The sequence below is a fragment of the Microbulbifer agarilyticus genome (assembly GCF_001999945.1).
GTDB lineage: Bacteria > Pseudomonadota > Gammaproteobacteria > Pseudomonadales > Cellvibrionaceae > Microbulbifer > Microbulbifer agarilyticus_A.
Map to the genome: position 1 here is coordinate 1,696,416 of NZ_CP019650.1, position 12,728 is coordinate 1,709,143.

The following is a 12,728-nucleotide window of genomic DNA, read 5'->3' on the forward strand; positions in this document are numbered from 1 at the left end:
AGAATACCGATGATGCCTCGTTATGCCTGCGACTTGGCGCACAAAGAGTGAATTGGCGCCACTTTCAGCTGGTTCCTGAAATCGGGTATTCTTGCGCCCACTGTTATGCGCTGGTTATGCGCAATTCCGCCGGATAGTGATTTGCCGGTATTTCTCAGAGGATAAAACCATGAACCGATCCCTTAAGCGCGGCCTGGCCGCATCCTGCCTGCTGACCATGGTGATGAACCTGACCGCGTGCGGATACTTCCTGTACCCAGAGCGTAAAGGCCAGACTGGCGGCCGCGTGGATCCGGTGGTGGTGATTCTGGATGGTGCGGCGCTGCTATTCGGCATTCTGCCGGGTATCGTTGCGTTTGCGGTGGATTTCACTAACGGCACTATCTACCTGCCCGCCGGCGGTTCTTCGGCGATCGATCGTCACATCAGCTCTGCCGATGACAACCAGCTGAACGGCGCAAATGGCGAGGTGCTGGGTAAGCAGGTTATTGACCAGAACGGTCAGGCCTGGGTTGAGCTGCCGCTGGAAGCGGTGGGTACAGCAGTCAACGGCGATGAGCTGACCCAGGTGAGTGCGGCTATTCGCCAGTACACCGGCCATGAGGTGAGCGTTACCGATGTGGTTTGGGTGCGTGACCTGGCGGCACTGCAGCAGGCCCGTAGCGAGCAGTTTGCCGCAGCCCACTAAGACGCCCTTGCTGGCTATTATGTTCTCCCGAACCGGTATTTGCCTGTGGCAATCATGACAGGCGCCGAGTCCGCCTCTGCAGAGGCTTCGGCCGGTTCGGCTTTGCGCGAAGTCCTGCCGCGTCGCTACGCTCAGGACTTTGCAGCCCCCTCTGTCTGCCTACCGTTTCTCAAAGTCCCCGATATTGTTCATATGGGGCTGAACAAGCTGGCGCCTCAGTCTTGGATCACTCCCTGTTCGCAGTTGCCGCATTACCTGAACAACAAGACCGCCGCCTACCAGCGGCTGGGTGAGAAGGTGTATGCACAGTTGCCGGAGTCCTTACCCGCCCAGCGTGAACTCGTGGAGTTGCTGCACCGGCATCTTTTACAGGATCACTCGGGCTATGTTCGTACCGCCGCGGGTACGCTCCGCTGGCGAGGTGCTTCTGGAGATTTGCACTGGCCCGGTGTCGAGTCTGTGTTGCGCAGTGCCTCTCCATTGCGCGATGCCGGCCGCTGGATTGCCGACGATGTCTGCCTGTTACTGCCGGGCGATACGGGTTACCAATTGGTGGCGGCTTATCTGGCGGCGCCCAGTTACTGGCGATTGGAAGAGAAGATCGGCAGGCCGCTGAATCAGATCCACGCACCAGTACCGGGCTTTCAGAATAAACTGGCGGGTCAAATGGCGCGCTTTTTTGATCACCTGAAGCCCGAGTATCCCGTGTGGCGCAGCAATTGGTCGGTGGTGGATTCTCCGGCACTGTTACAGCGCGGGGAAATGGCGTCCGGTCTGGACGAGGGGGCTGAGTCTGGAAAGTCGCTATACCTGCGTATAGAGCGGCAGTCGCTGCGCCGGTTACCCAATACCGGGGCGGTAGTCTTTACCATTCGCGTCATGATCAACCCACTGGAAGATCTGCTGCCGATTGAGGGTGGCCTGAGCGCGTTGGCGGCGGCGGTCGCTCAGATGTCTCCGGAGGAGGGGCGCTACAAATCGCTCGCGCCCCTGTTGCCGTCACTGCAACAATTTTTCTCCCGTCACCTCGAGGACCCATCGGCCTGAGGCCACTGCCGCAATTCGCGTGTTGTATCTCTTTTTGATCTTATTCCTGGGCTTTAAAATTCTTCGGTGAGAGTCCCGTCCAGCGCCGGAAAGCCTTGCCGAATGCACTCTCGTCGCAGTAGCCAAGCGCCGCTGCGATATCCACGTTGGTCTTCTGTCCTTCACGTAACCACTGGCAAGCGTAGTGGCTGCGCACTTCGTCCTGGATTGCGCGGAAGCTGGCATCTTCTTCGAGCAGTTTTCTTCCCAGGTGCCGGGGGCTGATGCACAGCCGTGCGGCCACCTGTTCCCGGCTGAGCTGGGGTTCCTGTTGTAGCAGGTGCGCTACGCGCAGTTGCAGACTTTTGCTGGTCAGTGCTTTCAGTAGGGCGTCCGCTTCCGGCTTGAGGCGTGCCATTACCTGACGGTCCGCGGCGACCAGGGGGATCTCAAGGTCCTGTGAGCGCAGTCGGATACCCGACACTTCGGCATTAAATTGCACGGGCGCCTGCAGGACTTGCTGGTACTGCTGTTGTACCGCGAGCGACGGGGTAGGGTAGGCAAATTGAACGCTCTGCGGCTGGAATTCCTTGCCGGTCATTGCCCGTGACTGTGAGAGCAGGGTGGAGAGCACGGTTTCCACGCGCAGGCGGGCACAGCGCAGATAGTTGGGGTGATAGCAGACATCCACATAGTAGCTGCTGCGACGCAATTCAAACTGACCGCCTTCGCCCAGCAGAGGATGATAAACCAGCAGCTGGTCGATGGCTGCGCCAAGGTTTTTTTGGGTCATCAGCAGGTAGCCCACCAGTCCCATTTGGCTACCCTGCATCGCCTGGCCCAGGCGGACCCCAAGTAGTGGGTCGGGGTGAGCCTCCTGTACCGCGAGCCAGATTTCTTCCTGAACCTGCATGGGCACCCGTTCTTCCTCGTTAATGGCGGCCAGCAGGTCCTGTGCGGCATCCGGTAGCGTCAGGTTCAATTGCCCCAGTGCGCTCAGAATCGCGCGTGTGTAGCTTAATGTGACGGTTCTAGTATCTGCGGTGTTCAAAGTGACTGTCCGAAATTAACCAGAGAGTGCCCGATTATGACGACGGCCAATCCGGATGTCACGTTATATTCACTTTGAATGAAAAACGGAATGTCCATCCTCCTGGCGCGGGACGCCAGAGTGGCTTCCAGCGGTGAATCCAGCTAAGCGAGAAAAGAATAATGAAACCCTATGCAGTGATTGGCGCGGGCCCTATGGGGCTTTGCACAGTACGCAACCTGATCAAGCACAGCATTCCCTGTGTGGGGTTCGAGATCCACAGCGATGTGGGCGGCTTGTGGGACATCGACAGTCCCACTAGCACCATGTACGAATCGGCCCACCTGATCTCTTCCAAGCGCATGACCGAGTTCGCGGAGTTTCCGATGGGCGATGACGTTGCGCTGTTCCCGCACCATCGCGAAATGAAAGAGTACTTTCAGGCCTTCGCGCGGGAGTTCGACCTGTATCGCCACTACGAGTTTGAAACCGAGGTGGTGCGCTGTGAACGCGAAGGCGATGACTGGCACATTACTACCCGCAGCCAGGGCCAGGAACAGACCCGGGTATTTGGCGGACTGTTGATTGCCAACGGTACCCTGCATCACCCGAATATGCCGAAACTACCCGGCGAATTCAGCGGCGAATTGCTCCACTCAGCGGACTATCGCGACCCCGCCGTTTTCGAAGGTAAGCGCGTGTTGTTGGTCGGATGCGGTAACAGTGGTGCGGATATTGCGGTGGATGCGGCCCACCGCGCTAAAGACGTGGACATCAGCCTGCGTCGCGGTTACTACTTCCTGCCTAAATTTATCGGCGGTAAGGCGACCGACGCGCTGGGTGGCAAGATCAAGTTGCCGCGCTTTATCCAGCAGAAGGTGAGTGCGGCCATCTCCAAGCTGATGTTGGGAACACCTGAGCAGTACGGTCTGCCCAAACCCGATTACAAAATGTTCGAATCCCATCCGGTGATCAACTCTTTGATTCTGCATCATATCGGTCACGGTGATATCCACGTGCGCAAGGATATCGCGGCAGTGGAGGGGCATAGCGTTACCTTCGTCGATGGTAGTAGCGCTGACTACGACATGATCGTGATGGCCACCGGTTACAAGTTGCACTACCCATTTATCGACCGCGCGCACCTGAACTGGGAATCTTTCGCACCCCGTTTGTATCTCAACGTGTTCCACCCGGAATACGACAACCTGTTCCTGATGGGGATGGTGGAAGCTGCGGGCCTTGGTTGGGAAGGTCGCAACCGTCAGGCAGAAATGGTGGCCCTGTATATTCGCCAGCTGTCCGAAGGTGCCGAGTCCGCGAGTAAACTGAAAGCGGTAAAACAGGCACAGGCTGGAAAACGTGCGGACGGTGGGATGCAGTATCTCAATCTCGAACGCATGGCCTACTACGTGCACAAGGATACTTACCTGAACGCGATGGCCGAGCATACAGAGGGTCTGCGTAAGGATTACAAAAGTTTTGATGCGGCAGTGAACCTCGACGCTGCCCCGATTCCTGCAAAATAAGAGCACAACATGACAGAGAAGCGGGTTTTAATTACCGGTGCAGCCGGTTACGTCGGGCATCTGCTGGGGGAATCCCTGAGTAAGAATATGTCCGTGGTAGGTGTTGATGTCGCGCATCGGGAAGCCTGTTTCCCAATCTTTAATATGGATATCTGCGACGAGGCACTGGTTGAATTGATCCGGGCGGAGCGCGTTACCCATGTGGTGCACCTGGCTTCGGTGATGTCTGCCGGCCGCGACCGTGCGCGGGAATATAAGATTGATGTTGAGGGCACGCGCAATGTGTTGAACGCGTGTGTACGCGCGGGCGTTGTGCACTTTACCCTCACCAGCAGTGGCGCGGCTTACGGTTATCATGCGGATAATCCAGCCTGGTTGCAGGAAAGTGATGCTCTGCGTGGAAACCCGGAATTCGCCTATTCCGATCACAAGCGCCTGATTGAAGAAATGCTGGCGGAGTATCGCCAGAACCATCCTGAACTTAAACAGCTGGTATTTCGCCCCTGCGCCATTGTTGGTGCCACCACCAACAGCAAAATCAGTGCACTGTTTTCCGGGCGCAGCATTCTCGACCCCGGCGCGCACAATTCTCCCTTCGTGTTCATCTGGGATCAGGATGTGGTCGGCGCGATCGAATACGGTGTTACTCGCGATGCAGCGGGTATCTACAACCTCGCGGGTGATGGCGCCCTGACGCCGGCAGAAATTGCGCGGCTGCTGAATAAACCCCTGCGCCGTCCACCGGTCTGGTTGTTGAAGGCCCTGCTGGCAATAAGCTTTGGGCTGCGCCTGGGTGACGCGCACCCTGCGCAGGTGCGCTTTCTGCAATATCGACCGGTGCTGCTCAATACACGCCTGAAATCAGAGCTTGGCTATCAGCCCCAGAAAACTTCCGCGGAGACTTTTGCCTTTTTCGCCGAGCATGCTCTGGGCCGGAAAGTGGATCTCAGCGATGCCCAAATTACCTACTGCTCCGATTCATCGGGCAGTGATGGAGCACAGCGCGTGGCAACAAATGAGGGGGCGGCAGTATGAAAGAGTTATTCGTCAGGCGCGTAAATCGGGAGCGCGTTGCGGTCGTTACCGGTGCAGCGGGTGGTCTCGGTTGGGCAATGGTGCAGGAGCTGGCGCAGCGCGCGCAATCTGCCTCGGTCGCATTGCGACTGGTTTTGGTAGATGTGAACGAGGATGCCCTACGTCAGCGCGCCGCAGAACTGGTTGAGCCGCTGGTGAGTATCGATATCCATGTGGCGGACCTGTCGGCGGAAGAGTCGGTTGCCCAGCTTTGTGAGAAGTTGCGCGATGCGTATCCTCAGGTGGACCTGCTGATTAATAATGCGGGTATTACCCATCGCAGCCTTTCAGCGCAAACCAGTAATGCGGTTATTCGGCGGGTGATGGCCGTGGATTATCACGCGCCGGTTGAGCTGGCCCAGGGGTTGCTTGCGCCGCTCACCGCGGCAGGCGGCTGTGTGGTGAATATCAGTTCTATGGCGGGTTGGATGCCCGTTCTCGGTCGCGCGGGCTACTGTGCGGCAAAGAGCGCTTTGCACCAGTACTTCGAGACCTTTCGTGAAGAAGTGCGCGAGGACGGTGTGTCTGTGCTGATGGTATATCCCAGTTTTGTGGCGACCAACATTGATGCCAACGCGCTCTCCGGTGATGGCGGGCGTGCCCAGCACGCCCAGAGCACGGTTGGCCAGGTGCGCAGTGCCGACTGGATGGCTGTGCGTATTCTGGATGCGCTGGCAGCGGGCAAGGAGCGCTTGTTCCCCCGCGATAAGTCGTTGTTCGGAGCCTACCTGTATAAATTGGCTCCGCGCCTGTTCCTGCGGCAAATGGTGAAGAACTTTCGTGTGGAGCTGGAAGAGGGGCGCAAGCTGGCCCGCCAGTCTGAATTGTCGCAGGGCTGATTCTGCAAAGATCCTGGACTGGCTTTCGATCTACTCAGGAGAACTCGGTAGTTAGCATGGGTATCACGCTGGCTGCCAACAGCAGTCCCATCGTCATATTAAAGGCCCGCAAATGTTTCGGCTCGGTGAGAATCCGTTTTAAACCGACGCCGAACATTAGCCAGATACCGATGCACGGGCCTCCAATCAAAATGAATGCCAGTGCAATGCGGCCTGCCTCGAGCAGTATCTCGCCATTGGGGGTGGTAAAGGCCGCGAGCGCGCCCACGGCCATAATCCATCCCTTCGGGTTCACCCACTGAAACGCGACCGCCTGCAGGAATGAAAAGGGCTTTTGCTGCGGCGTTGCGCCCACATCCCGGGTGCTCGCGATTTTCCAGGCCAAATACAGCAGGTAGGTAATGCCCGCCCAGCGCACCACTTCGTGCAGGAATGGAAACTGCTGAAATAAGGTCCCCATACCAAATCCGATCGCCATAATCATGGCCGGGAAGCCAATACATATGCCGAGCATATGCGGCAGGGATCTCTCGACACCGTAGTTCAGGCCCGAGGACATGATCATAAGGTTATTCGGCCCCGGCGTAATACTGGTGGAGAATACAAACAGCGCGATGGACAGCAAAATTTCCAACGTAAACCTCGGCAGTGGAATGGGGCGGTAGAAAGCAGTAGGGGGAAATCAGCGTGATTATCGCGTTGTGATGCCTATCCGGCAATCCTGAAGGTGTATGTCTGGCGAGTCTGCTCTCTGCTGCGGCGTCAGTCTCGGGGAATGCCAGCGTCGCTTTTGTGCCGCGCCCGACCTACAATTCACTTTTTCTAGCTGCGCACGCCCGACGCCAAAGGCTGCGCTCAGGTGGGGTTATGCATGGCGTTTATCGACAGCCACTGCCATTTTGATTTTGATGCGTTTAGCGAGGACCGCGCGCAAGTCTGGTCGCGTTGCCGGCAGGCGGGGGTGCAATCCCTGGTGATCCCCGGTGTCAGTATTCCCCAGTGGCGACAATTGTTTGCCCTGGTGCACTCTGAACCCGGTTGGTATGGCGCGGTCGGGGTGCATCCGTGGTGGGTAAAGGAGCTGGCGATTGCGCCTGCCGACGTGCGTCGGGCAGTCGTTGAGCGTGTCGAGCATGAACGCCAGCGAAGCGGAGATGTGTCGCGCTGCGTCGCTGTAGGTGAGTGCGGTCTGGACGCCACTATCGAAACACCCCTTGAGCAACAGTTGCCGGTATTTGAAGCGCAGTTGGATGCTGCGCGCGCATTGTCCCTGCCGGTGATTGTCCATAGCGTTCGTGCGCATGCGGATGTATTGCGCACGTTAAAGAAATTTTCCCTGGAGCAGGGTGGGGTGATCCATGCGTTTTCCGGCAGCCGGGAAATTGCTGAGGAATATGTGCGACTGGGTTTCTACCTGGGAGTTGGCGGCACCATTACCTACGACCGCGCGATGAAAACCCGCAAGACGGTGCGCGAAATTCCATTGGAAAAGTTGCTGCTGGAGTCCGACGCGCCGGACATGCCACTGGCAGGCCGCCAGGGAGAGCGCAACAGCCCGGAATACTTGCCGCAAATCGCGCATACTCTGGCAGAGCTGCGCGGTATTTCTCCGGAGCTGGTCATTGCGCAGACCGGAAAAAATGCACGCGCGCTTTTTGGATTTTGAACCGACGATGAATTTTTCCTCGCAAGAATTTAAGCAGCAGTTCCCACTGTTTTCCCAAGCAGAAAACCGCGAACTGGTTTATCTGGATAATGCGGCGACCACGCAGAAGCCGGCCTGCGTCATTGATGCGATCCGCGATTTCTATCTGCACAGCAATGCCAATACCCATCGCTCAAGTCACCGCCTGGCCCGGCGGGCCACAGAGATGGTGGAGCGGGTCAGAGCGGCAAGTGCACGTTTTCTGGGCGCGGAGTCACCACGCGAGATCATATTTACCCGCGGCGCCACCGAAGGTCTGAATCTGTTGGCCAATAGCTTGTGCCGGGGTCTGGTCGCCGGCGATGAGATTATTTTGTCGACCGCCGAGCATCACGCCAATCTTGTGCCGTGGCAAATGCTGGCGGCGCAGTATGGTCTGGTATTACGCTTTGTGCCGGACGCCAACGGTGTGCCGCAAATTGACCGTATAGCAGAGGTGTTGTCGCCGCGCACCCGGGTTGTATCCATCACAGGCGGATCCAATGCACTGGGCTTTCGCACCGATCTTGCAGCCTTGCGCGCAACCCTAGCTGCGAAATCGTCAGCTGCAACATCGTCAGGTGCAGTATCGTCACAAGGCGATCTGCGGTGGATCGTGGACGGCTCGCAATTGGTTGCGCACGATGTGGTGGATGTTGCGGCCATTGGTTGTGATTTCTTTGTGTGCTCTGCGCACAAATTTTATGGCCCTACGGGTTTAGGTCTGGTTTATGGTCGCGAAGCGCTGTTGCGCGAACTGCCGCCATGGCAGGGCGGTGGGGAGATGATTACCAGCGTCGATCTTCTTGCCAGTGATTACGCCGATCTGCCTCATCGGTTTGAGGCGGGCACATCGTCACTCGCGGCAATTGCCGGGCTTGGTGCCTGTTTGGAATTCCTCGGCAAGCAGGACCGGCTGGCGATGGCGCAGTACGAGCAATCCCTGCTTGCCTACCTGCACGACAGGTTGTCACAGATACCTGAGCTGGAGCTGCTGAGCGATGCCCGCAACAATCTCGGTATTGCCAGTTTTGTGCACGCCCGTTGTGCGGCGATTGATATCGCGCAGTGGTTGGATGGGCGGGATATTGCGGTGCGCGTAGGGCATCACTGTGCCCAGCCGCTGTTGCATGCTGCTGGCCACACGGCGACGGTGCGCGCATCTCTGGTGGCATATAACTCGAAGGAAGATATTGACCGCTTGATTGCTGGGGTTGAGGAATTATTGCGGCAGCTGGATGATACGGCGGAACCTCAGCCGGCTGCCGCCGATTCCGCCATAGATTCTGCAGAGACGTATTCCTGGCAGCCCGATAATTTGGCGAAACTGGATCTGGGAGCGCTGCGCAATCAACAGAACTGGCAAGATCGCTATCGTACGCTCATGAGCTGGGCGAAGGTGATTTCTCGCAAAGATCACATTCGTACCACCGAGCATTTGGTGCAGGGCTGTGAATCCAGTGCTTGGCTGGTGCATCGCCAGGAGGCGGGCGTGCATCGCTTCGCCATCGATAGCGATAGTCGGATCGTAAAAGGGTTGGGGGCGCTATTGCTGTCGCAGATTGATGGTGCGACGGACGATGCCGTTGCGCCATCCCAGTTACATCAAATTTTTGATGAGTTGGGTTTGTCGCAGCAACTGAGTGAATCCCGCGGCAACGGCTTTCGCGCTTTGGTACAGCGCGCATTCGACTTAATGCACGCCTGATAGATTGGCTTGCTCGCGCTACTTCTGGGGCTTTGCGCGCTGCACAATGCGTTCAATCGCTTTGCTTGCGGCAACAAATCCAAATGTGCCTGTGACCATTGTGGCTGCGCCGAACCCGCCACTGCAATCCAGTTTTACCCCATTTTGCATGGTGCTTTTTTGCTGGCAAACCTGTCCATCGGGCTGCGGGTACACCATGGGCTCGCTGGAATAAATGGCGTCCACGCCAAACTGGCGTTTGCTGGACTTCTGGAAATTGTGAAAGCGGTACAGGTGCTGGCGGACCTTTGCCAGCATCGGGTCGCTGACGGTACGGCCGAGATCAGCGCTAGTGATCACGGCTGGGTTTTTCTTACCGCCGGCCGAGCCTACGGTAATCAGGCGCAGCTTGCGGGCTTTGCAGTAGGCGATGAGCGCGGCTTTGACGCGCGCGTTGTCAAACGCATCGATCACCATATCGATGGCTTCTTTCTCCGGTGCCAGAAATTCGGCAAAGTTGTCGCTGGCGATAAAATCTTCGTGGGTGACTACATCAACTTCCGGGTTGATCATACGCAGTCGCTCCGCCATGACTTCCACCTTGATCTCGCCGATGCTGCCCACCTGGGCATGGATCTGGCGATTGGTATTGGTGATGCAGATGTCATCCAGGTCGATCAGGGTGATTTTGCCCACGCCGCTGCGTACCAGCGCTTCTGCGGTCCAACTGCCTACGCCGCCAATACCGATGATGATGACATGGGATCTGTGCAGAGCATGCAGGGCGTCGTTGCCATAGAGTCTCGCAATTCCGCCAAAACGTTGCAGGTAGGCGTCACTCAAGTTCTTTCCAGGCATAGGGCTTCCTGTGTTACATCTCTTGCGGGGGTCCCAGATCAGAGGAGTAGATCAGGGGAGGGGAGGAGCATGGCAGGGCGAAGAGGCCGCCCTGCCGAGGTGCGGAAGCGAATCAGTGCACGTGGCCGTGGTCGATTTCTTCCGGAGTAGCTTCGCGTACGGAAACTACTTCAACGTCAAAGTGCAGCTCAACACCGGCCAGCGGGTGGTTGCCATTGATGGTGACTTGATCGCCGTCGATATCGACGATTTCCACTTCGATCGGGTGGCCATCGGTGCTCTGTGCGCGGAAAGCCATACCAACTTTCAGTTCATCAACACCACCAAAAGCACTCTTTGGCATGGTCTGGATCAGCTCGGGGTTTTGTGGGCCGTAGCCTTCTTCCGGGGCGACTACCACCTTGAACTTGTCGCCGGCACTTTTGTCCAGCATTTCCTGCTCCAGTCCGGGGATGATATTGCCCACACCTTGCAGGTATTTGAGCGGCTGGCCACCTTCGGAAGTGTCGATCACAGTGCCTTCGGCATCTTTCAGGGTGTAGTTGATCTCCACAACGCTGTGGTTAGCAATTTTCATTGGCAGTCTCTTGTGTGTTGAGCGTGAGTGATAGCTTGCCGCGCGTACCGATTGACAAGCAATCGGAGCGATAGGCTTTATGAGCGTGCATTGTATGGGCGGGCTGCTGTGCTCGCAACCGAGTCGCATGTTAGTGGACGGTTGGTCGGTTACGCGGTGGTAGGTTCGTGAGGTGAATAGAGGTATATGGTGGGTGAGGGCGGTCGGGGGCTTTATTTGATCCCGCCGCCGCTGTTTTAGCACCGCTCCCTGATAATACGGAATCGGTGCTGTCTGGGGCAGAAGAGGTTTCTGTTAGCTGGCGATAGCGCGCTTTGCATGGCTGCGAGCATAGAGGTCGCCGGCCATGCGGGTTAGCTGGTCGCTGAATGTTGCGGGATAGCCAAGTTCAACCAGGTGGGCTTCAAAGTACTCGAGCAGTGCCGTAAACAGTGTTGGACTCAGGCCCTGGGCGAGAAACTGCGCGCGACTGCTGTACACCGGTTCCGCCTGCTCAGCCAGCGCATGGCACAAAAATTGAGCTTGGCGAGTCTGTTGCTTCTGATGATCTGCAACGTCCTCGGTGGCCATGAACTTTCCGATTGCCTGATAGAAGTCGGTAACTAACTGGGAGACAAATACGCGCCCACCAATCGTACCGAGCAGGCCGCTCTCGGCGGCCTCTGGTGCGCACTCGCACACCTGGCCGTGATTGCATCGAGCCGGGTTGCCGAGCGGATATAAACCGGCAGGACTGAGTGCGTGCGCAGACGATACCTGTGACATGGATGAGCTCCCCCTGTGAGACGAATTTTCTGAATTTTTGTGGGCGTCCCGTTAATCTTGTCGATGTCGTTATGTTGACCTGCCGGAGGCGAAATCCATACCTGAAAAACGGTGTGGGGAAATTCGCGTGTGGCGGGTCTGGGACTGCCTGTTTCGATATGGGCGGCAAGGTTACGGGATGAAAATACCTCTGCCAACAAAGCGGAAACAAATTGTCACACTCTTCCACGGGTGTTGTATGGCTGGTTTAATCAAGCGCTATTTTGGGGCGTCGTATGCGACAAGTGCCTGTTTTTAAGGCAATTGTGACGGAAGAATTTCTCTGGGTTAGCTCTTGCGGGTTAAGCGGGGCGTGGCGTCGAACTTGTCTGCTGCCGGGTAAAAGAGTGACAGGAGAAACTGCACTGGTAAAATCATCGACACACGCGCACATTTAAAGTAATCACGGCCAACGTAATCGAGAAGGAGATCCTGATGGCGAGCATCTTTACCCAAATTATCAATGGTGACCTTCCCGGACATTTCGTTTGGCGCGACGATTCGGTGGTGGCATTTATGACCATTGCCCCCATCAAACCGGGTCACTGTCTGGTGGTTCCGGTAGCGGAGATTGATCACTGGGATGATGTACCCGCAGAGACCAGCGCGCACCTGATGGATGTGGCAAGTAAGGTCGCCAAGGCGCAGAAGCAGGTTTACCGTCCGCGCCGGGTGGGAGTGATGGTGGCTGGTATCGAGGTGCCGCATACCCACTACCACCTGGTGCCGATCAACGAAATTGCTGATCTGGACTTTGCTCTGCAGCAGCAGGCCGAGCCGGAGGCGCTGGCCGAGGAAGCGGCCAAGATTCGCCAGGCGCTTGCGGATCTCGGTTTCGAGAATGGCATGGAATAGCTCCGTTTCGGTGAATTTGGCATTACTGCATCCAAACCCGGAGGTAGTGACGTCATACCGGTAATGAACCAAGGTGG

At 57.0% G+C, this 12,728-nt stretch carries 13 protein-coding genes; 8 read left to right on the forward strand and 5 right to left on the reverse strand.

The window, feature by feature from the left end:
* The first annotated feature begins 169 nt into the window (after positions 1-169).
* Positions 170-688: a hypothetical protein gene (locus tag Mag101_RS06720; protein ID WP_077402537.1), complete on the forward strand. Its 519-nt coding sequence runs from the start codon at positions 170-172 to the stop codon at positions 686-688.
* A 54-nt stretch (positions 689-742) separates the two neighbouring features.
* Complete coding sequence (locus Mag101_RS06725) at positions 743-1,735, forward strand: heme-dependent oxidative N-demethylase family protein (RefSeq protein WP_232325198.1); 993 nt, start codon at positions 743-745, stop codon at positions 1,733-1,735.
* A 40-nt stretch (positions 1,736-1,775) separates the two neighbouring features.
* On the opposite strand, the gene Mag101_RS06730 is transcribed toward Mag101_RS06725, so the two are convergent.
* Complete coding sequence (locus tag Mag101_RS06730; RefSeq protein ID WP_077402543.1) at positions 1,776-2,765, reverse strand: AraC family transcriptional regulator; 990 nt, start codon at positions 2,763-2,765, stop codon at positions 1,776-1,778.
* Positions 2,766-2,926: 161 nt separating this feature from the next.
* On the opposite strand from Mag101_RS06730, the gene Mag101_RS06735 reads away from it, so the two are divergent.
* From Mag101_RS06735 to Mag101_RS06745, 3 genes are read left to right on the forward strand one after another with little or no spacing between them, the layout of a single operon-like run.
* A complete protein-coding gene (locus Mag101_RS06735) occupies positions 2,927-4,273 on the forward strand; it encodes a flavin-containing monooxygenase (protein WP_077402546.1) in 1,347 nt (448 codons plus the stop codon).
* Between the two features lie 9 nt (positions 4,274-4,282).
* Complete coding sequence (locus tag Mag101_RS06740; protein ID WP_077402549.1) at positions 4,283-5,308, forward strand: SDR family oxidoreductase; 1,026 nt, start codon at positions 4,283-4,285, stop codon at positions 5,306-5,308.
* On the forward strand, positions 5,305-6,186 hold the full coding sequence (locus Mag101_RS06745; protein ID WP_077402552.1) for an SDR family NAD(P)-dependent oxidoreductase: 882 nt from the start codon (positions 5,305-5,307) through the stop codon (positions 6,184-6,186). Before Mag101_RS06740 ends, Mag101_RS06745 begins: the two co-directional genes overlap by 4 nt.
* Before the next feature lie 34 nt (positions 6,187-6,220).
* Here the strand turns inward: Mag101_RS06745 and Mag101_RS06750 are convergent, their stop codons facing one another.
* Entirely contained in the window at positions 6,221-6,820 is a 600-nt protein-coding gene (locus Mag101_RS06750; protein ID WP_077402555.1) for a LysE family translocator, read from the reverse strand.
* 237 nt (positions 6,821-7,057) lie between these two features.
* On the opposite strand from Mag101_RS06750, the gene Mag101_RS06755 reads away from it, so the two are divergent.
* Positions 7,058-7,852 (forward strand): TatD family hydrolase, encoded by a 795-nt coding sequence (locus Mag101_RS06755; protein ID WP_077402558.1) that lies wholly within the window; start codon positions 7,058-7,060, stop codon positions 7,850-7,852.
* Between the two features lie 7 nt (positions 7,853-7,859).
* Positions 7,860-9,578, forward strand: a complete 1,719-nt coding sequence (locus Mag101_RS06760) for an aminotransferase class V-fold PLP-dependent enzyme (RefSeq protein WP_077408124.1) — start codon at positions 7,860-7,862, stop codon at positions 9,576-9,578.
* An 18-nt stretch (positions 9,579-9,596) separates the two neighbouring features.
* Here Mag101_RS06760 and tcdA read toward each other — a convergent pair whose 3' ends face one another.
* The 3 genes from tcdA to Mag101_RS06775 form a co-directional block, all read right to left on the reverse strand.
* Entirely contained in the window at positions 9,597-10,415 is an 819-nt protein-coding gene (gene tcdA, locus Mag101_RS06765) for a tRNA cyclic N6-threonylcarbamoyladenosine(37) synthase TcdA (RefSeq protein WP_077402561.1), read from the reverse strand.
* A gap of 112 nt (positions 10,416-10,527) precedes the next feature.
* Positions 10,528-10,992, reverse strand: coding sequence for an FKBP-type peptidyl-prolyl cis-trans isomerase (locus tag Mag101_RS06770; RefSeq protein ID WP_077402564.1), 465 nt, complete (start codon positions 10,990-10,992; stop codon positions 10,528-10,530).
* A 294-nt stretch (positions 10,993-11,286) separates the two neighbouring features.
* Positions 11,287-11,757: a hypothetical protein gene (locus tag Mag101_RS06775; RefSeq protein WP_077402569.1), complete on the reverse strand. Its 471-nt coding sequence runs from the start codon at positions 11,755-11,757 to the stop codon at positions 11,287-11,289.
* A gap of 474 nt (positions 11,758-12,231) precedes the next feature.
* On the opposite strand from Mag101_RS06775, the gene Mag101_RS06780 reads away from it, so the two are divergent.
* Entirely contained in the window at positions 12,232-12,651 is a 420-nt protein-coding gene (locus tag Mag101_RS06780; protein ID WP_077402572.1) for an HIT family protein, read from the forward strand.
* The last annotated feature ends 77 nt before the right edge of the window (positions 12,652-12,728 follow it).

Excerpts from the sequence above, each read along its gene's own strand:
- Mag101_RS06720 (WP_077402537.1), top strand. The coding sequence starts at position 170 with ATGAACCGATCCCTTAAGCGCGGCCTGGCCGCATCCTGCCTGCTGACC.
- Mag101_RS06725 (WP_232325198.1), top strand. The coding sequence starts at position 743 with ATGACAGGCGCCGAGTCCGCCTCTGCAGAGGCTTCGGCCGGTTCGGCT.
- Mag101_RS06735 (WP_077402546.1), top strand. The coding sequence starts at position 2,927 with ATGAAACCCTATGCAGTGATTGGCGCGGGCCCTATGGGGCTTTGCACA.
- Mag101_RS06740 (WP_077402549.1), top strand. The coding sequence starts at position 4,283 with ATGACAGAGAAGCGGGTTTTAATTACCGGTGCAGCCGGTTACGTCGGG.
- Mag101_RS06745 (WP_077402552.1), top strand. The coding sequence starts at position 5,305 with ATGAAAGAGTTATTCGTCAGGCGCGTAAATCGGGAGCGCGTTGCGGTC.
- Mag101_RS06755 (WP_077402558.1), top strand. The coding sequence starts at position 7,058 with ATGGCGTTTATCGACAGCCACTGCCATTTTGATTTTGATGCGTTTAGC.
- Mag101_RS06760 (WP_077408124.1), top strand. The coding sequence starts at position 7,860 with ATGAATTTTTCCTCGCAAGAATTTAAGCAGCAGTTCCCACTGTTTTCC.
- tcdA (WP_077402561.1), bottom strand. The coding sequence starts at position 10,415 with ATGCCTGGAAAGAACTTGAGTGACGCCTACCTGCAACGTTTTGGCGGA.
- Mag101_RS06770 (WP_077402564.1), bottom strand. The coding sequence starts at position 10,992 with ATGAAAATTGCTAACCACAGCGTTGTGGAGATCAACTACACCCTGAAA.
- Mag101_RS06775 (WP_077402569.1), bottom strand. The coding sequence starts at position 11,757 with ATGTCACAGGTATCGTCTGCGCACGCACTCAGTCCTGCCGGTTTATAT.
- Mag101_RS06780 (WP_077402572.1), top strand. The coding sequence starts at position 12,232 with ATGGCGAGCATCTTTACCCAAATTATCAATGGTGACCTTCCCGGACAT.